Annotated in this window: 23 protein-coding genes; 17 read left to right on the plus strand and 6 right to left on the minus strand. The window is 51.5% G+C overall.

Annotated elements, in window-relative coordinates; all coding sequences use genetic code 11:
- Positions 1-4: 4 nt before the first annotated feature.
- On the minus strand, positions 5-988 hold the full coding sequence (ygfZ, locus tag Q3V30_RS04150) for a tRNA-modifying protein YgfZ (RefSeq protein WP_306210743.1): 984 nt from the start codon (positions 986-988) through the stop codon (positions 5-7).
- Between the two features lie 217 nt (positions 989-1,205).
- Between ygfZ and sdhE the strand changes: the two genes are divergently transcribed.
- Together sdhE and Q3V30_RS04160 are read left to right on the plus strand one after the other, a co-directional pair.
- Positions 1,206-1,472: an FAD assembly factor SdhE gene (gene sdhE, locus Q3V30_RS04155; RefSeq protein WP_306210745.1), complete on the plus strand. Its 267-nt coding sequence runs from the start codon at positions 1,206-1,208 to the stop codon at positions 1,470-1,472.
- Positions 1,453-1,851, plus strand: coding sequence for a protein YgfX (locus Q3V30_RS04160; RefSeq protein ID WP_306210747.1), 399 nt, complete (start codon positions 1,453-1,455; stop codon positions 1,849-1,851). The genes sdhE and Q3V30_RS04160 overlap by 20 nt, the downstream gene beginning before the upstream one ends.
- 70 nt (positions 1,852-1,921) lie before the next feature.
- Here the strand turns inward: Q3V30_RS04160 and fldB are convergent, their stop codons facing one another.
- The 3 genes from fldB to Q3V30_RS04175 form a co-directional block, all read right to left on the minus strand.
- On the minus strand, positions 1,922-2,440 hold the full coding sequence (fldB, locus tag Q3V30_RS04165; protein ID WP_306210750.1) for a flavodoxin FldB: 519 nt from the start codon (positions 2,438-2,440) through the stop codon (positions 1,922-1,924).
- Positions 2,441-2,510: 70 nt separating this feature from the next.
- Positions 2,511-3,557 (minus strand): phage integrase, encoded by a 1,047-nt coding sequence (locus Q3V30_RS04170; protein WP_306210751.1) that lies wholly within the window; start codon positions 3,555-3,557, stop codon positions 2,511-2,513.
- The gene (locus Q3V30_RS04175) at positions 3,554-4,123 is read right to left on the minus strand and encodes a phage repressor protein CI (RefSeq protein WP_306210754.1); all 570 of its coding nucleotides are present in this window, start codon (positions 4,121-4,123) and stop codon (positions 3,554-3,556) included. Before Q3V30_RS04175 ends, Q3V30_RS04170 begins: the two co-directional genes overlap by 4 nt.
- Before the next feature lie 141 nt (positions 4,124-4,264).
- Here Q3V30_RS04175 and Q3V30_RS04180 point away from each other — a divergent pair, with 141 nt between their 5' ends.
- The 7 genes from Q3V30_RS04180 (at position 4,265) to Q3V30_RS04210 (ending at position 6,951) form a co-directional block, all read left to right on the plus strand.
- The gene (locus Q3V30_RS04180; protein ID WP_306210756.1) at positions 4,265-4,534 is read left to right on the plus strand and encodes a hypothetical protein; all 270 of its coding nucleotides are present in this window, start codon (positions 4,265-4,267) and stop codon (positions 4,532-4,534) included.
- 31 nt (positions 4,535-4,565) lie between these two features.
- Positions 4,566-5,075 (plus strand): phage regulatory CII family protein, encoded by a 510-nt coding sequence (locus tag Q3V30_RS04185; RefSeq protein ID WP_306210758.1) that lies wholly within the window; start codon positions 4,566-4,568, stop codon positions 5,073-5,075.
- Positions 5,076-5,082: 7 nt separating this feature from the next.
- Entirely contained in the window at positions 5,083-5,274 is a 192-nt protein-coding gene (locus tag Q3V30_RS04190; RefSeq protein WP_306210760.1) for a phage filamentation protein Fil family protein, read from the plus strand.
- Positions 5,238-5,579 carry a DUF5347 domain-containing protein gene (locus Q3V30_RS04195; protein WP_306210762.1) on the plus strand — a complete coding sequence of 114 codons (342 nt, stop codon included), beginning with the start codon at positions 5,238-5,240 and terminating at the stop codon, positions 5,577-5,579. Before Q3V30_RS04190 ends, Q3V30_RS04195 begins: the two co-directional genes overlap by 37 nt.
- A gap of 66 nt (positions 5,580-5,645) precedes the next feature.
- On the plus strand, positions 5,646-5,873 hold the full coding sequence (locus tag Q3V30_RS04200) for a DUF2732 family protein (RefSeq protein WP_306210764.1): 228 nt from the start codon (positions 5,646-5,648) through the stop codon (positions 5,871-5,873).
- Positions 5,873-6,100, plus strand: a complete 228-nt coding sequence (locus tag Q3V30_RS04205) for a TraR/DksA family transcriptional regulator (protein ID WP_306210766.1) — start codon at positions 5,873-5,875, stop codon at positions 6,098-6,100. The genes Q3V30_RS04200 and Q3V30_RS04205 overlap by 1 nt, the downstream gene beginning before the upstream one ends.
- A complete protein-coding gene (locus Q3V30_RS04210) occupies positions 6,097-6,951 on the plus strand; it encodes a DNA adenine methylase (protein ID WP_306210768.1) in 855 nt (284 codons plus the stop codon). The genes Q3V30_RS04205 and Q3V30_RS04210 overlap by 4 nt, the downstream gene beginning before the upstream one ends.
- On the opposite strand, the gene Q3V30_RS04215 is transcribed toward Q3V30_RS04210, so the two are convergent.
- Entirely contained in the window at positions 6,946-7,542 is a 597-nt protein-coding gene (locus tag Q3V30_RS04215; RefSeq protein ID WP_306210770.1) for a hypothetical protein, read from the minus strand. The genes Q3V30_RS04210 and Q3V30_RS04215 overlap by 6 nt on opposite strands.
- A 20-nt stretch (positions 7,543-7,562) precedes the next feature.
- Here Q3V30_RS04215 and Q3V30_RS04220 point away from each other — a divergent pair, with 20 nt between their 5' ends.
- From Q3V30_RS04220 to Q3V30_RS04240, 5 genes are all read left to right on the plus strand, one after another.
- Entirely contained in the window at positions 7,563-9,842 is a 2,280-nt protein-coding gene (locus Q3V30_RS04220) for a replication endonuclease (RefSeq protein WP_428979248.1), read from the plus strand.
- Between the two features lie 103 nt (positions 9,843-9,945).
- Positions 9,946-10,134 (plus strand): hypothetical protein, encoded by a 189-nt coding sequence (locus tag Q3V30_RS04225; RefSeq protein WP_306210772.1) that lies wholly within the window; start codon positions 9,946-9,948, stop codon positions 10,132-10,134.
- Between the two features lie 8 nt (positions 10,135-10,142).
- Positions 10,143-10,400, plus strand: a complete 258-nt coding sequence (locus Q3V30_RS04230) for a hypothetical protein (protein ID WP_306210774.1) — start codon at positions 10,143-10,145, stop codon at positions 10,398-10,400.
- Between the two features lie 225 nt (positions 10,401-10,625).
- Complete coding sequence (locus Q3V30_RS04235; RefSeq protein ID WP_306210776.1) at positions 10,626-11,354, plus strand: hypothetical protein; 729 nt, start codon at positions 10,626-10,628, stop codon at positions 11,352-11,354.
- Positions 11,355-11,356: 2 nt separating this feature from the next.
- Entirely contained in the window at positions 11,357-11,974 is a 618-nt protein-coding gene (locus tag Q3V30_RS04240) for a TIR domain-containing protein (protein ID WP_306210779.1), read from the plus strand.
- Positions 11,975-12,012: 38 nt separating this feature from the next.
- On the opposite strand, the gene Q3V30_RS04245 is transcribed toward Q3V30_RS04240, so the two are convergent.
- A complete protein-coding gene (locus Q3V30_RS04245) occupies positions 12,013-13,053 on the minus strand; it encodes a phage portal protein (RefSeq protein ID WP_306210781.1) in 1,041 nt (346 codons plus the stop codon).
- Between the two features lie 69 nt (positions 13,054-13,122).
- Between Q3V30_RS04245 and Q3V30_RS04250 the strand changes: the two genes are divergently transcribed.
- The 3 genes from Q3V30_RS04250 to Q3V30_RS04260 are packed head-to-tail and all read left to right on the plus strand — an operon-like array spanning position 13,123 to position 16,462.
- Complete coding sequence (locus Q3V30_RS04250) at positions 13,123-14,898, plus strand: phage tail tape measure protein (RefSeq protein WP_306210783.1); 1,776 nt, start codon at positions 13,123-13,125, stop codon at positions 14,896-14,898.
- Positions 14,895-15,380, plus strand: a complete 486-nt coding sequence (locus tag Q3V30_RS04255) for a phage tail protein (RefSeq protein WP_306210785.1) — start codon at positions 14,895-14,897, stop codon at positions 15,378-15,380. The genes Q3V30_RS04250 and Q3V30_RS04255 overlap by 4 nt, the downstream gene beginning before the upstream one ends.
- A complete protein-coding gene (locus tag Q3V30_RS04260; protein WP_306210787.1) occupies positions 15,377-16,462 on the plus strand; it encodes a phage late control D family protein in 1,086 nt (361 codons plus the stop codon). The genes Q3V30_RS04255 and Q3V30_RS04260 overlap by 4 nt, the downstream gene beginning before the upstream one ends.
- Positions 16,463-16,514 lie beyond the last annotated feature (52 nt).

A 16,514-nucleotide genomic window follows, 5' to 3' on the forward strand; every position in this document is an offset into this window, starting at 1 on the left:
CTGTTTACTCGCCGAGAGAGTAAGGCAAAGGCTGAATAGCCAGTTTGCCGCCCTCATCTCCCTGCACCCGCAGTTCCGTATCCGGCTCGAGATCGTTGTTTAACACCGCCTGAACCCAGACTTCGCCGTTGTCTAACTGACAGGCAGCAAGAATGGTGCCGGTACGGCGCCAGTTTTCTCCCAGCTTCATCTCCAGGGAGTCATTGGCGGCAGGGACACGCCCGGCGCTGCCGGCGAGCCAGTAGAGCGCGCGCTTATTGGCGCCGCGGAATTTAGCGCGGGCAACCATCTCCTGACCGGTATAACACCCTTTTTTAAAGCTGATCGCATCCAGCGCCTGAAGATTGACGGCCTGGGGAATAAACTGGGCGCTGGTAACGTCATCAATCACCGGCAAACCGGCTTCAATATTCAACGCCAGCCACTGGGTGCTGTCATTCAGCTGCGCTTCGCCTTCCAGCCCCTGACGGATGCTTTGCGCCTGTTCGCGACTGGTCACCAGCAGGAAACGCTCTGCCGGGGTGCCAAACCAGAGCAGGGTGGTCTCGCCCTGTTGCACCACCGGGTTTTCTGCATCCGGCAGCGCTGCAAAGAAGCCGCTGAGCGCAGCGCGGGCCTGAAAACCGGCGACGCCCAGCAGCACAGCCTCTTCATCCGCTTCGATGGTGACTTTGGCAAATACGGCATATTTTTTCAGCTCGCCGATCTGGCTGTCGCGCAGGCTACGGCGCTCCAGATAGGCCAGACCTTCACCACGGTGAAACAGGCGCAGATTACTCCACATTTTGCCTTTGGCATCACAATGGGCAGCAGGCAGATGGCCGTTATCCGCCAGCGTGGCGACGTCCAGCGTCACCTGCCCCTGCAGATAGCTGACGCGGTCAGCGCCGGTCACGTTAACCAGCGCCCACTCTTCCAGAGAGATAAGCGTAAGCGGCAGACGCGAGGCGGCCGTGGGGTGACGAGGGGGAAAAGAGAGTGTTGGCATGCATCCATCCTGAATAGAAGAACTATATTCTTCATGTTAAAAGAGCCCACTGGCTTTGCAACCTGTTTCCGGAAAATCGGGCACAAATCGCCTGGTAACCCTGCAACAAAAGTGGGCGCGTTTAGAGAGAGCGCGCAACCGCCTCATTGCGTCATCAACAAGCGATCAAAAAAGCGCTACACTAGCCGCCATGTTTGACTGACTGACGATGGATAAAATGGATATTAATAACAAAGCTCGGGTTCAATGGGCGTGCCGCCGCGGCATGCTGGAACTGGATATCGCCATCATGCCGTTCTTCAAGTATGAGTATGATTCCCTCACCGACTGGGAGAAACAGCAGTTTATCCGCCTGCTGGAAAGCCCGGATCCGGATCTCTTTAACTGGCTGATGAATCACGGCGAGCCGGATGACGCTGAGCTGAAGCAGATCGTCACCTTGATCCAACAGCGAAACCAGCAACGTGGCCCTGTGGCACTCTGAGCTGCGGGTCTCCTGGCTTGCTCAATGGGTCTCTCTGCTGCTGCATGGCACAGCGATCCTGGCGCTGCTGTTAGCGCCCTGGCCTGCCCGTTTGACCCTGGTGTGGATGCTGTTGCTCACGCTGGTGGTGTTTGAATGCGTGCGCAGCCAGCGCAGGATCCGTGGGCGGGAAGGCGAGATTTCGCTGCTGGAGGCTGGTCAGCTACAGTGGCGACAGAAGCGGTGGCAGATCTGCGGCCGCCCCTGGATGTGTCGGCAGGCTATGCTGCTGGCGCTGCGCTCCTCAGCGGGCGAGAAAGAGAAGCTGTGGCTCTGTCGGGACAGCATGGAAGAAGAGGAGTGGCGTCTGCTGCGCCAGCATCTGCTGCCCGAGGGCTGAAACTACACTCTGCGCCGCCCACGGACTGGCGTACGTCGGCCACATTTCCGCTCTCTGCGCCACTCACGGACTACAGCGCGTCGGCCATCTCGGTGAGGATCTGCTCGCACCACTGGGCGATGCGCTCGTCGGTGGCTTCAAACTGATTGATATCATCCAGCGCCAGGCCGACAAAATGGCTGCCATCCGGCGTCAGCGGCTTGCGGCTGGTGAACTCATAGCCCTGATTGGGCCAGTAGCCAACAAACTTCACCCCTGAAGGCGCCAGCACCTCGTGCAGCATACCCAGCGCGTCTAAAAACCATTCGCTGTATTCGCCCTGGTCGCCCATGCCGTAGAGCGCGACGATTTTGCTCTGAAGATTCAGGCCAGGCAGCTCGGTCCAGATCGCTTCCCAGTCCTCCTGCAACTCGCCGAAATCCCAGGTGGGAATGCCGAGGATCAGCATGTCATACTGCTCCATCAGCTGGGGCGAATCATCTTTCAGGTTGTGCAGCGTAACGAGATCGTCGCCGATAAAATCGCGGATTTTCTCTGCTGCCATTTCGGTGTAGCAGGTGCTGGAACCATAAAAAAGCCCGATATTCATAATAATGTAATCTTTTCAGTTATTTATAGGTAAATCAATAGGTTGAATATCTAATGAAACATATTAAACCCTAATGATAATTAACTTGTGTCGCCATTTTGTCGCCATTCTCTAAGGTGGAGACAGGATTGTGAGTTATCGCAGTTTCAAGGTGTTCAGGTGCAAAATGGGCATACCGCATAGTCATTGAAATATCGCTATGGCCTAGTATTTTCTGGAGCACTAAAATGTTTCCGCCGTTCATCATAAAGTGTGCTGCGAATGAATGCCTTAGGACGTGAGTCATCTGGCCTTTGGGCAGAATTATGGAAGAGGATTTTATTGCCTGCTCAAAATGTCGTAAGCATGGAGGGAAAAGAGGTTCCGTTCGAATATTTGTTAGCGCTTCATAAAGGGCTTTCGAAATGGGTACTGTTCTGTTTTTTCCGCTCTTTGTGTTCGTGTACGTGATCTTAAATGGGATTACCTGAGAACGCTTGAGGTTTTGGGCCTCACTCCATCTTGCCCCTGTGCTCAGGCAGATGCGGATCATCAGGTCTAATGCTTCATTTTTAGCAGTTAACGAAAGCAATTCTCTAACATTATCCTGTGTTAGCCAGGACATTTCTCGCTCAACAGTAGTTAGTTTCCGCAGGCGTTCTAGAGGATTAGGGTGTTTCCACTCCCCAAGTCGCGCCAATTCGTTAAACATTGATGTAAGGTAAGAATGATCCATATTCAATGTTGACTTCGATACGCCATTGGCAAAGCGGCTATCCAAAAATACCTCTCCAGATAATCTTTCCTTACGGTAGTGCGCGAAATCGTTAGCTGTAAAAATTGTCCCTTTGGGATTACCTAGTGCTTCAGCGATATGTAGTAATTTTCTGTATACCATAAGCCCCGCCCTGAGGGATTGGCCATGAAGTGAGTACCAAAGCTCTGCTAGTTCTTTAAGAGTGCGGTTATCAGTTTTTTCGGCAATCCACGGGCGGCTGGCTGCTTCATTCATAATGAACTGCTCGAATGAAATAGCCTCGCCTTTGGTGGGAAATGTTTTACGGACCCGCTGATTTTTACGCCCTTGTGGGTAGCATTCACAAATCCATTTGCCAGTATCTAACTTGCGGACTGTCATGCGTTCTCTTTATGCATCACTAATGACACATAGCCTTTAAGATTTATGTCACTGATAGAGCAATCAAAATTACCAGCTTCATTTGATACTCTTACCTTCTGCTGTGGTAAGCGCATTATGTCGCGAAGTGAAAAGTTACCATCGATATCAACCAGCCAAAGACCATCTACAACATCATCTTTTGCCAAGTCTAAAATATATCGACCTGTACCAACAAAGAGTACGTGAGGGTCGCTGAGGGTTTCCGGGAACAACTCCTTATCGACAAAAAGAAGTTCGCCATTGGACAATGATCCATTTTCAAGGACTAAGCTGGGTAACTTACGTGCAGCATGGTTTTCATTTGAGTACTTCAGCCCTTTCCCCAGTGCAAGCCATTCAATATTTACTCCAGTCTCTATCACTGCCTGGATGACCCAATCTGCTGGAAAAATATCTCTGGAATAGCGCGATGCCATAGTGCTTTTAGATACCCCCAACTGCTCGCAAAGCGCCTGACGAGTACGAAAGCCATAAACCTCTAAAAGTCGATGTACGACTTCCTGCCCACCAGTAGTAAATTCCATGATTCCCCTCGGGTTCTCAAATAGCCTTTGACAAGTACCCAATTTCGGATCTAAAGTTGCGCCTATAGGTTCGAAATCGGGTTCAATACTGTTAAATAGTCTAAATTGGCGCTCCAACGCCAAACTTGAGGATTCTGACTTATGCAGCCAAATATTTCAATTGCTCTTACCGTGCCACACATGACTAAGGAAAAGTACAGTCAGGAAACGGGCATAGATGCGGATACCATCGATCTGATGCTCAAAGATGGCCGCTTATCTTCTTATCGTCATCGTCTCCGTAAAGATGGCAAACGCGAACTTATTCTTATCAATGTTGTAGCTCTCGCCATCGATGCACTTACTGATCACAAAGTAAAGTTCTCAGAGTCAATGTCAGGTACTCAACGGCGTACCTCCCGTAGCGCTTAAGTTCATTATCGGGATTAGAGGGTTAAAAGCGATGTTTGATTTTCAGGTTTCCAAATACCCGCATTTTGATAATGCCTGCCGTGCATTCGCGCTGCGTCACAACTTAACTGATGTTGCTCTAGCGGCAGGTATGAACATTCAGATGCTGCGTAACAAGCTAAATCCTGATCAGAAAAATCAACTGACGTGTGGCGATCTTATGCGCCTTACAGATGTAACTGAGGATGCTGGTTTGCTGGATGCACTGCTGGCTCAAATGCATTGCCTGCCGTCTGTGCCGGTTAATGAAATGACCGCAGACAAATTGGATGTATACGCCTTGAGGGCTACGGCAGAAGTAGGTCAGCTTGCAGCGTTTGCCGCATCGGGCGCGAAAATGACGCCAGGCTGCAAAAGCGCGTTAGTGTCCAGCATTAATTCAGGGGTTCGTTATCTGTCTCTGGCGGCACTGGCGATACAGGCACGGATCCACAGTAACCCCACGCTTTCATCAACCGTTGATGCCGTTAGTGGATTAACTGCATCAATTGGCCTGAGTTGAGGTGACTATGACTTTTTCCGTAGCACCACTTCTGAAGCGTCAGAATCCTTCCCCCGCTTATGGCAATGGCTGGATTATGGGTGAGAACGGCAGGCGCTGGCATCCGTCAAATTCGCAGGTGGAATTGCTGGCAGGGTTAACCAATAACGGGAGTAAGAGTAAATGGCTACCAAAGCTGATCAAGCTATTGTCCCAATGACTGCCGGGGAGCGGGTTAAAGGCTTAAGCCACATCGCCAACATTCGCACCAAAGTTTTCGGTGAAAGTTGCGGTGATGAACTTAAACGGTTTATGAGTGATATGCGTGATAAGCGCGATATGTATTTTGAAAGGAATAAGCGTGCATTAGGCGCAATATTCTTTTTAGCAAACATTAAGTCAGAGCGTCATGAATGTGACTTTGATGAACTGACGAGTGATGAAAAGTACGCACTTATAAATGCAATGAACCATTTTCGTGCAGTCGTGAGTTTATTTCCTAAGAAGTTGTCACTACCGAATTAACTAAACAATCAAATTTATGGCGTAAACCCGCCGGGCATTCTTTTGCCAAAAATCTGGAGAAAGCTAATGAGAAATATTGAAACGAAAGAAATGCAGGCCAGCCCTGAAGTGATTGAGTCTTTACTTAACGCGGCACGTATGGACGAACGTCGCAATCGTGCGGTTGTCTTTTCATCCCGCCTTACTTTCCTTGCGGAAAAAATTGCCAGCGGTGGGGTTAGCACCGTGGAAGCCGCAGAGTTAATCCGTGAGGAAGCTGAAGAAATTCAGCGTCAGGCACAGGAGCTGCATTAATGGCCGATTCAATGGATTTAGCGCAGCAGCGCGAGGCGGAGAATCTGGCCCGCAGTCTTGCAAATGTGATTAATCGTCCGGTGAAAATCAGCGCTTTCTTTTGTGAAGAGTGTGAAGCACCGATCCCCGAAGAGCGCCGCAAGGCTCTCACCGGCGTTACTCTTTGCGTGACCTGCAAAGAAGCTGAGGAACTACACGCCGCGCATTTTAAAGGGGCGTCATTATGAATACCGTCCTGAAATGGCCGGGCAGCAAATCCCGTATCATGCGTGAAATCTCTAAGCACCTGCCTGAAGGTGATCGCCTGGTGGAACCTTTCGCGGGTTCATGCGCTGTGATGATGAAGACGGAATATCCTGCTTATCTGGTGGCAGACGTCAATCCTGATTTAATTAATCTCTATCGCCAGATTAAAGAGGTCCCACAGCAATTTATTGTGCTGGCATGTCGTGCTTTTTCTGATAATCGCTCGGAGGAAAGCTATTACACCGTAAGGGAAAAGTTCAATCATCATCTCGGCCTGCCATTGCTGGAACGGGCCGCTTATTTCCTGTACCTGAACCGCAATGGTTATCGCGGCATGTGCCGCTATAACCAGAAGGGAAATTTTAACGTTCCTTTCGGGAATTACGATGAACCTTATTTCCCTCTGGAAGAAATTAAAGCTTTTGCGGACAAGGCACAGCGTGCCACGTTTATATGCGCTGATTTCACTGAAACGCTGAACATGCTGAAAGCCGGTGACGTGGTTTATTGCGATCCTCCCTACGATGGCACTTTTGCGGAGTATCACGGCGGCGGCTTTGGCAAAGATAAACAGTATGAGCTGGCCTCTGTTTTAGGTGAAGTGGCAAACCATCACCCGGTCATCGCATCCAACAGCAATACCAGCCTGATTAAAAGCCTGTATCGCCAGTTTGACCTTCATCAGATTACCGCCCCTCGCAGCATTGGCGTTGCAGCGGGTAAGAACAAAAGCGCAGAAGAAATTATTGCTGTCAGCCGCCCTGTCGGGACGGCTGTGAAATATGCAAATCCAGAGATTTATCCAGCCCTGACAGCTGAGGTGAATTTATGATGAAGTTGTTCGATGGCTATATATCGGGTACTGGCCATCGCGGCACCCTGGAGTGTCTGCACTATCAACCTGCGCAAGCCACATCGGATTTACATTTCCAGCGACCAGGGAGGCAAGAAACTCGCCAAAGTGCGAGGGAACAAGAAAAATGTCTGTCTGCGCTGGCACAAATCGTAAATCGCCAGGCGCAAAAAGCTTCACGGTCTGAAGTGTCGCACGAACAGCAATGTGAATATCTGACTCTAGAGATCCCTCTGTCACCCACTCAGGAAATCCTTGTATACGGGTGTGCGGGATCGGTTGGAGCACATTACTCAATGCGGTCTGCACTGCTCCTGTCCATTCTTCGGGAGGTATCCACTTTGCTTCAACGGCCCATTGGAAACGACGAGCAATCTCATTTCGACAGGATTTTGAGGGAAGCAAACGTTCAGATTCGTAATTTGTCGTCTGATCCAAAAACGCGTCACATGCAGCATACATGTCGTTCGCTGATAAGAGTCTTACAGCGCCTTGAGGTGCAGACGCGGCCGATAGCATATTCATCTTCTCGTCGTAGTAAGGACGATTGACTGGTGAATAAGACGACATCAGAGGCTCCTTCCGTTGAAATGAGTGGCAACTGTAATGCTGCCGCTGAAATTCAACAAGCATACGCTTACCCTTGGAACATTCCACGGCAGGCTATCGCCAGCCCTTATCTCACCTATGAAGAAATTAACCGCCGTGATCAGCTGATCGCGGCTGTTTCGCATGCGCGAGAGTTACTGGAAGCCCAGCCCGCCCTTGTCCGTATTGATGTTAACCGCCGCCTCAATGAGCTGGAAAAAGAACACGGAGTTCAGCGGGCCAATGCCTACTTAACGAAAACCTTCGTGGAGCGGACATTGCCACGCCTTGAGCTGGTAAACGCGCAATATCGCCTGGGTGAAATGAACCACGGCACATTTACAACACTGACGGAGAATGCCGGAGATAACAGCCGGGCTGCTACCGCTGCCGGTGCGTTATGGGAGTTAATGAGGCGTTTTAACCGCCTGCCGGAAATGGCCCGTGCGGATGTTGATCTGCTGGCTGGCGATGTTGCCAGTTTTCTTTTCGCTGAACTGGTGCAGGCTCATGGCCAGGGCAGCGACGAATCAGATTATAAGTACACTCACCGCATCTACATGATGGCGGCTACCATCACGCGGGAGCTGAAGCAGACCCCGCCGCTTTGGGAAAAAGTCACCTCACGCCTGTTTGACCCGGAAGAAGTCACTCCGGCCATCATGCGGATGCAGACTGAAAAGTGGTGGAAAGGCCGCCTGCGCCGCATTGCCGCCGCATGGCGTGAACATCTTCAGATTGCCCTGGCTAACGTCAGCAAAAAACATACCCCTTACGCCAGCAGCATGACCGTGATCGAATGGCGTGAGCAGAAGCGCCGCACCCGTGAATTCCTTAAAGGAATGGAGCTGGAAGATGAGGAAGGAAACCGCATCAGCCTGATTGAAAAATACGATGGCAGCGTGGCTAATCCCGCCATCCGTCGTTGCGAGCTGATGACCCGTATTCGTGGCTTTGAAAATATCTGCAATGAAATGGGCTTTGTGGGTGAGTTCTACACCATCACCGCCCCATCGCGTTATCACGCCACTATCAAAACTGGCTACCGCAACCGTAAATGGAACGGAGCCAGCCCGGCAGACACCCAGCGTTATCTCTGCAACGTCTGGCAGAAAGTCCGCGCAAAGCTGCACCGTGAAGATATCCGCATTTTCGGCATCCGCGTGGCTGAGCCACATCATGACGCAACCCCGCACTGGCACATGCTGATGTTTATGCTGCCTGAAAATGTGGATCGCGTGCGTCAGATTCTGCGGGATTACGCATATCAGGAAGACAGTAGCGAACTGACTACCGATAAAGCCCGCAAGGCACGCTTTCATGCTGAAGCCATCGATCCGGAAAAGGGGAGTGCCACGGGTTACGTCGCTAAGTACATTTCCAAAAATATCGACGGATACGCCCTTGATGGCGAGCGGGATGATGAAAGCGGCAAAGAGCTGAAAGAGACTGCACCAGCCGTTTCAGCCTGGGCGGCACGCTGGCACATACGCCAGTTTCAGTTTGTTGGCGGCGCGCCGGTGACTGTTTACCGCGAACTGCGCCGCATGGATGACAGCGAAACCGCCCACGGCCTTAGTGTCGAGTTTGCTGCTGCGCATGATGCCGCCGACGCTGGCGACTGGGCTGAATACGTTAATGCGCAGGGCGGCCCGTTTGTTCGTCGTGATGAGTTGGCGGTACGTACCTGGTATCAATCATCGGAAGAGTGCAACGAATACGGAGAGGAAACCTTACGCATTAAAGGCGTCTATGCCACTTCAGTTGGCGAAGATACCCCAATCCTGACTCGCCTCGTACAGTGGAAGATTGTCGCGAAGCGGGCCGTTGATTTGGATGTTGACCTAAAGGGTGCGAATGCGGCCTCTCGGAGTTCTGTCAATAACTGTACGGGGAGATCGGGATCTGAGGATCTGACGCAGCCGGACAGATTGCCTGATTTGGACTTTGGCAGCATGAGCAGAAAGGAACGCCGCAGGCATTTGGCGAAAATACGAGCTGACCAGCCTGATAAAACATCTCGGATATTCAGGCGTTCTGACAAAGCAGAGGCGGCCTGCTCCCGTGTGATAGAACAGCTTCGGGATCTGAGTGGTGAAACGATAAGTCGCGGGCTGGCCTATCGTCTCATTCGTGGTACCGAAACAAAAATTGCCGGGCAATGGTATAGCAGTACAGCCCAGGGCGAACTATTGATGACTAAGAAAAGGCGTGAATCTAAGTCGCTTTTGATGCGTTTCAATGCTTTGGCAAGGAAGCATTCCCGCAATGCTAACCCTTAATCAGATATAAGTTTTTTCCTAATAATTATAAAAAAAGGTTTCACATTGGGGGTAAGATTAGATACTGTATTTATGTACAGTATTAACCGCATGGGGAGGGATTATGCAGGATCGTCTTTTGGAGGAGATTAACCTCCAGCGAATTGATTTTATTCTAAAAAAAGTTGCTTTTAGTTCTTGCGATGAAGAAGAAAAAAGTATGGCTATTGATTGGTTGGTTGAGTTAACTGAAGAGCTTATGTCTAAGGTAAGAGAGCAAGGAAATTTAAGTCCAATGACTGGATCCCACTAACTCAAGTTATGGCAAAGGCTGAAGATAATTATCAGGTGGTCTATCGGAATGAGACACTCTCACGCTTCGTTCCGGGCGGCTGGGTCTTTTTCCAAAGGCCAAAAGAGAACGGGGGAGGTTACTGGTTAGGCCGTACTTTTGATGGTGTGTTTCTCTTTGAGTTTTCAAAGCCGGTTTCACTATTTCAGGGGCTTGTGTACCTGCGCGAACTTGAGAATAAAAACAGCCTTAACCAGCCGACTGATGATGATTTTTTCCTGTCCTGATGTTTTGGCGACAGTGCATGACTATGCCGCATGAATTCGCATGATCCTTTGAGGATCGTTTTAGCCCAGGCCCGCCAGTAATGGCGGGCTTTTGTATGCCTCATGCACTGCATGAAAACTATTACACAAAGCGGGCAGGCGTGGCGGGGGTACGAGCGCGCGCAAGAGCTTTTAAAACACAAAATTTTGCTGTAAATTCGTAAGAAAACTTTACGGATTAATCCTATGTTAAAATACTGGCTTGCCTGGGGTAGCTTGTTTGCACTACTCATGGTTTTCATGGGGTCTATACCCTTTTCACCATTTGAGAAATGGTGGTTTACTGCCAACTTTATGTCCAATGTCGGAATCATAAAGGCATTTTTATCGGTTTTAATTTTATGCTTGGTTGCTTACTTATTAATAATTGGTGCTGCTTATAAACGTTATTCATTCAGAATTGAGCAATTAAATTTTGGAGGAATAAATGTTCTTTTTGATAACTCTGACATTCTGTTCAAAAAAACAATTAAGAATTACCTTGATACTAAAAGAAGCTTATTCAAGTTAGATGCTCATCATGATGCATTTGATGAAGTGCTTAACTCATATTTTGAATGTTATAATTTCATTAGGACCGAAATAAGAATCCTAAACTTGAAAAGGCAACGAGACAGAGAACTATACAACATTGCAAATGAAGCTTTGAAAGTACTGAATGTTTTTCTGACTGAACATCAAAATAATTACAGGCGCTGGCATAAATATGTTTCAGAGAAGGACAGTGTTCTTACTCATGATAAAAACAATAACGGGGATTTCATTTCATTGCCCTACCACTTAACCCCCATAGGTACAGTACAAATTCATTATTACCATTTTAATAAAATATTAGATGGATTTTCTAATGTGAATAAATTTTTTAGTGGTGATTTTGCCATTAAATTTAATGTTAACTTAAAGAAATGGAGTTAGTAATGCATAAAACTTTTTTGAGCTACCATCACGCAAACGAACAAGATTTAAAAGATGAAATAATAGAAAAGTTTGGGGGTGCTAATTTCATAGATAAATCCGTTAGTGATGGGGATATAAGTACGACAATTAGCGAAGAGTCCATTATGAGAAAAATTCGCGAAGACTACCTTGCTGATACGACGGTCACTATAGTGTTAATTGGGAATGAAACGAAAAATAGGCCGTTTGTTAATTCTGAAATACAAGCTTCACTTTGGGGTGACAACTATAATGGATTGATTGGTGTTATTAGAGACGACATTTATGATCATGTTTTTACTCCAGCAACATGTTCAGATGGAGGTTGTGGGTGTGGGCTCAACCTTAGAAAGGTCGGGTGGGGATATGACTATTACTTGCCTTATTTAATAAAAGAAAATCATGTTTACCAAACAACTGTCCCGCATTACAACGACACAGATGTTTTTTGCTCACTAATAAAATACTCTAAATTTATAAAAAATCCGGAGTTTTACATAGATCAGGCTTTTGATAAAAGAAAAGTCATGGAACCTGCAGCTAAAAGAAATGCTGCAGATGTTCCAGCAATTCGCGCAAAATCATTGTTTAGTTGGTAAATTCATAGGGGCATATAAAATATGCCCCTATCTTTATATTATTCAGACTCTAACTCATAACGACTAAATTTTACTACCTCCTCTCCGAGCCAAACGTTAAGTTCTTCAAAACGCTTTTGCAATGGCATCAGTTCATTACGCACAAACACTTTGCTGGCCTTTTCAACATCACCGAACCCGCCAGTGTTGCTGGGAATAATCCCCATCAGCTGCGGCGGCACACGATGCACGGCCAGCATGTCGTCGCGGCTCACGTTTTTGATGTTCAGGAATTCATCCTTCGCCGCCACCTCAGACAGCGGGATGATCTGAATGCCGTCCTTTTTCCCGTTCGGGCTGTACATAAACAGGTTACGGAAGTTGCCAGGGCCCTTCGCGCTTTTCATGGCACCGCGGATATTGTCCACGTCCTGCTGGCTCTGCGCCGGGTCGGTCATGTACATGATGAAACCTGCATGGCTGCCGTTAAGGTAATACTTGCGGCGGAACAGCGTGGCTGATTCATTCAGCAGTGCCGACGGGATGGCAGACAGGTAGCCTGGCAGGCCGTAAATCTCCTGATTGATGTCCGGCTCCATCAGGTGAAACACGCTGCCCTTCTCAAACTCATAGGGTTCCGTGCTGATGCCGTAGTGCGCATACCAGTACGTTTCCAGGTCAAGGCCACGCCGGGTGAACTTCGCCAGCGACGGCTCCAGCTTGAGTGCGTTACCGAGGCGGCTGGTCCGCTTCTCCAGATAGGCATTGCCGAAAATCAGGTAATCCAGCGCAAAGCGGCTGAATGCCTGCTGACTCAGCAGCGGATGCGGGATAAAGGTACTCGCCAGAATATTGCACTTCACGCTGATGGGGGAGCTGTGATGCACGGCGGCGCGGAACGTGCGTGCCAGCCCGTCAACGCTCACGGGCGGTTCATACCAGCGATCATTGATGACGCACTCCACGTAGTCCAGCAGTTCGCGGCGGTCCAGCACCGGGATCGGGTCGCCAAAGGTAAACGCCTCCGACGCTGCCCCGCTGGTCATATTATCCGGCTGAGGCATGGGCTGCGTGCGGGTGCGGTTCCTGCGTTTGCTCATTAATAAATCTCCACAATGTTCTGCGTGTGTGCCGCCTGTCCCTGCAGCGGCTCATTTGCCAGCGCATGCATGGTTGACGGCACGGCACCTGGCGACCTGCTGAGCAATGTCAGCACGGCACTGAATGCGGAGGCCGTGCGCCCTGTGGCGGACCGTGTGACCGTTCAGGGGGCGGAGATTTTCAGTTACCGCGTGGAGGCCAGGCTGCATCTGTTTGACGGCGTGGCGGCAGGGCTTGGCGTGGATCTGGAAACCGCCACGGCAGCGGCGGGCAAGCTGGGTGATGCTGGTATTCAGGGCAGCCAGGCGGGGACCTCGCTGCGTTCCATTCTGGCAAGGCTGGCCTCGCCGCCGAAGGCAGCCGCGGCTGCGCTGGAGCAGCTGAATATCAAAACCAAAGACGCGCGGGGAAATCTGCGTCCGCTGCCTGATTTACTCTCCGAAATCAGCGCCCGTACGCGGAAGATGGGTAATGCGGAGCAGGCAGGGCTGTTCAAGGATATTGCCGGTGAAGAGGCGTTTTCCGGGCTGAATGTCCTGGTAGAACAGGCAGGCTCGGGCCAGCTTCAGCAGCTGGTTGCCGCAGTAAAAGCGGCAAAAGGCGAGGCCGGTAAAGTCGCCGGTACGATGGCAAACAACCTTGATGGTGACCTGAAAAACCTGTCATCCGCCTGGGAAGATATCGGCATCACCCTGTATGACAGCGTGGCCGGTCCGGTCAGGGCCATCACAAAAAACATCACCGCGCTGACGACCTCAGTCGGCAGCTGGATGACTGCACACCCGAAACTGACCGCCGCCATTACCGGCACCGGCATGGCGCTTGGCGTGCTGATTACCGTGATGGGTGCGATAACCCTGACGGCTGCTGCGGTGCTTGGTCCGATGGCGCTGCTGCGCATGAGCTGTAGCGTGCTGGGCATTAAAGCCGTCAGCGCCTTCAGTCTTATCCGGGGCGCGGTCGGACTGATGGGCAACAGCATTATGTGGCTGGGCCGTCTGATGATGGCGAACCCCATTCTGGCCGTGATTGGTCTGATTGCTGCCGGTGCGCTGCTTATCTGGCAGAACTGGGACACGCTGGGACCGAAGTTTGCCGCGTTGTGGGAGGGCATCAGCACGAAGGCCAGCGCCGCGTGGGACAGTATTAGCACGAAAATTAGCGCCGTGTGGGACGCCATCCGCACCTACACCAGCACAAAGTGGAACGAAATTGTGGCGGACGTGCAGGCGCTGCCCGCGCGCTTTCAGGAGGCTGGCTCACAGATGATTGACGGCCTGATGGCGGGTATCAGCCAGAAATGGGAGGGGCTGAAAAGCAAGCTGTCCTCCCTGACCAGCTACCTGCCCGACTGGATGAAGCCGGACGGCGGGACGCCAGCCCTGCCAAAAGCCTCGGGTAGCAGTCCGGCGTCCGCCACCGGCTTTGCCGGGCTGTATGACAGCGGCGGGTTTATTCCGTCCGGCCAGTTCGGGATAGCGGGAGAGAACGGGCCGGAACTGGTGAATGGCCCGGCCCGTATAACCAGCCGCCGCCGTACCGCATCGCTGGCCGCTGCTGCCGCGCTGACGCTGGGAATGGCGGCGGCACCTGCCGCAGCCCGCCCGGTTCACCCCATGAGCCTGCCGGTTAAGGCACCTTCCGCAGCGGTGGCCGTAGGGACAGGATCCGGTCAGCCGCCGGTGATTATGCAGGGGAAATATGAAATCAATATTCATCAGCAGCCGGGGCAGAACGTGCAGGACGTGGCGGATGAAGTGATGCGCAGGATTGAGGCGAAAGAGCGGCAGGCGCAGGCCCGCGCGCGGAGTACATACGCAGACAGGGGAGGATTTGATTCATGATGATGACGTTAGGGCTGTTTGTTTTCATGCTGAAAACGGTGCCTTACCAGCAGCTGCAACATCAGCGCAGCTGGCGCTTCCCCACGAACAGCCGGGTGGGCGTGCGCCCGTCCGTGCAGTTTCTGGGGCCGGATAACGACACGGTAACGCTTTCAGGCGTGCTTCTCCCGGAACTTACAGGCGGACGCCTGACGCTGTTTGCGCTGGAGCAGATTGCAGAGCTGGGCTGTGCGTGGCCGCTGATTGAGGGCAGCGGGGCAATTTACGGGATGTTTGTGATTGAGAGTCTGAGCAAAACCAACACGGAATTTTTCAGTAACGGCGCGTGCCGGCGGATTGAATTCACCCTCACGCTAAAGCGTACGGATGAATCGCTGACGGAAATGCTTGGCAGCATGAGCGATCAGCTTGCTGCCATCAAAAGTGCCGCCACCGGTGCGGCCGGTCAGATGACCACCGCTATCGGAGGGCTGCTGCCATGACGGTAAACGGCGTAGCCAGCGCCCCCGCGTTTCGCCTGACGCTGGAAGGGGCAGACATCACGCAGAAGATAGAAAAGCGGCTGATGAGCCTGACGCTCACGGATAACCGGGGCTTTGAAGCGGATCAGCTGGATATTGAACTGGATGACGCGGACGGCCAGCTGATGCTTCCCCGCCGGGGCGTGGTGCTGACGCTGGCGCTGGGCTGGCAGGGGCAGCCCCTGATCCCGAAGGGCTCGTACACCGTGGATGAAATAGAGCATTCCGGTACGCCGGACAGGCTCACGCTGCGCGCCCGCAGCGCTGATTTCCGCGCAACCCTCAACACCCGCCGTGAAAAGTCATGGCACAAAACGACGGTGGGAGAGATTGCGCGGGAGATTGCCGCCAGGAACAGGCTGAAGCTGGCGCTGGGTGCTGACGTGGAGAAGATGGCGATTGATCACCTGGACCAGACCAATGAATCAGACGCCAGCTTCCTGATGCGTCTGGGGCGCCAGTGTGGGGCGATTGCCTGCGTGAAGGACGGCAGCCTGCTTTTTATCCGGCAGGGGCAGGGAAAGACGGCCAGCGGAAAAGTGCTGCCGGTGATCACCCTTAAGCGGAAAGCGGGGGACAGTCACCGGTTTACTCTGGCAGACCGTGATGCCTATACGGGAGTGATTGCCAGCTGGCTCAACACGCGCGAACCGGCCAGAAAGGACACATCACACGTCAGGCGAAAACGGAAGCGAAAGGAAACGAAGAAGAAAGAGCCGGAGGCGAAACAGGGGGATTACCTGATCGGTACGGATGAAAACGTGCTGGTACTGAGCCGGACCTATGCCAACCGGGGTAATGCGGAGCGGGCCGCGAAAATGCAGTGGGAACGGCTACAGCGGGGCGTTGCAACATTCTTCGTTCAGCTGGCACGGGGACAGGCGGAGCTTTACACGGAGATGCCGGTAAAGGTCAGCGGGTTTAAACAGCAGGTTGACGCAGCGGAGTGGATTATCACCACACTGACCCACAGCCTGGGCGACAGCGGCTTTACCACCAGTCTGGAACTTGAGGTGAAAATAGACAGTCTTGAAATGGAATAAAGCTTTATCATTTTGTACTCATTTGAGTACAATAAGAAAAATCTGTTTGAAT

Source organism: Erwinia pyri (genome assembly GCF_030758455.1).
Classification (GTDB): Bacteria; Pseudomonadota; Gammaproteobacteria; order Enterobacterales; family Enterobacteriaceae; genus Erwinia; species Erwinia pyri.

Coding starts and splice junctions, on each gene's coding strand:
- ygfZ (WP_306210743.1), bottom strand. CDS start 988: ATGCCAACACTCTCTTTTCCCCCTCGTCACCCCACGGCCGCCTCGCGT.
- sdhE (WP_306210745.1), top strand. CDS start 1,206: ATGGATATTAATAACAAAGCTCGGGTTCAATGGGCGTGCCGCCGCGGC.
- fldB (WP_306210750.1), bottom strand. CDS start 2,440: ATGAATATCGGGCTTTTTTATGGTTCCAGCACCTGCTACACCGAAATG.
- Q3V30_RS04170 (WP_306210751.1), bottom strand. CDS start 3,557: ATGACAGTCCGCAAGTTAGATACTGGCAAATGGATTTGTGAATGCTAC.
- Q3V30_RS04175 (WP_306210754.1), bottom strand. CDS start 4,123: ATGGAATTTACTACTGGTGGGCAGGAAGTCGTACATCGACTTTTAGAG.
- Q3V30_RS04180 (WP_306210756.1), top strand. CDS start 4,265: ATGCAGCCAAATATTTCAATTGCTCTTACCGTGCCACACATGACTAAG.
- Q3V30_RS04185 (WP_306210758.1), top strand. CDS start 4,566: ATGTTTGATTTTCAGGTTTCCAAATACCCGCATTTTGATAATGCCTGC.
- Q3V30_RS04190 (WP_306210760.1), top strand. CDS start 5,083: ATGACTTTTTCCGTAGCACCACTTCTGAAGCGTCAGAATCCTTCCCCC.
- Q3V30_RS04195 (WP_306210762.1), top strand. CDS start 5,238: ATGGCTACCAAAGCTGATCAAGCTATTGTCCCAATGACTGCCGGGGAG.
- Q3V30_RS04200 (WP_306210764.1), top strand. CDS start 5,646: ATGAGAAATATTGAAACGAAAGAAATGCAGGCCAGCCCTGAAGTGATT.
- Q3V30_RS04205 (WP_306210766.1), top strand. CDS start 5,873: ATGGCCGATTCAATGGATTTAGCGCAGCAGCGCGAGGCGGAGAATCTG.
- Q3V30_RS04210 (WP_306210768.1), top strand. CDS start 6,097: ATGAATACCGTCCTGAAATGGCCGGGCAGCAAATCCCGTATCATGCGT.
- Q3V30_RS04215 (WP_306210770.1), bottom strand. CDS start 7,542: ATGTCGTCTTATTCACCAGTCAATCGTCCTTACTACGACGAGAAGATG.
- Q3V30_RS04220 (WP_428979248.1), top strand. CDS start 7,563: ATGAGTGGCAACTGTAATGCTGCCGCTGAAATTCAACAAGCATACGCT.
- Q3V30_RS04225 (WP_306210772.1), top strand. CDS start 9,946: ATGCAGGATCGTCTTTTGGAGGAGATTAACCTCCAGCGAATTGATTTT.
- Q3V30_RS04230 (WP_306210774.1), top strand. CDS start 10,143: ATGGCAAAGGCTGAAGATAATTATCAGGTGGTCTATCGGAATGAGACA.
- Q3V30_RS04235 (WP_306210776.1), top strand. CDS start 10,626: ATGTTAAAATACTGGCTTGCCTGGGGTAGCTTGTTTGCACTACTCATG.
- Q3V30_RS04240 (WP_306210779.1), top strand. CDS start 11,357: ATGCATAAAACTTTTTTGAGCTACCATCACGCAAACGAACAAGATTTA.
- Q3V30_RS04245 (WP_306210781.1), bottom strand. CDS start 13,053: ATGAGCAAACGCAGGAACCGCACCCGCACGCAGCCCATGCCTCAGCCG.
- Q3V30_RS04250 (WP_306210783.1), top strand. CDS start 13,123: ATGGTTGACGGCACGGCACCTGGCGACCTGCTGAGCAATGTCAGCACG.
- Q3V30_RS04255 (WP_306210785.1), top strand. CDS start 14,895: ATGATGATGACGTTAGGGCTGTTTGTTTTCATGCTGAAAACGGTGCCT.
- Q3V30_RS04260 (WP_306210787.1), top strand. CDS start 15,377: ATGACGGTAAACGGCGTAGCCAGCGCCCCCGCGTTTCGCCTGACGCTG.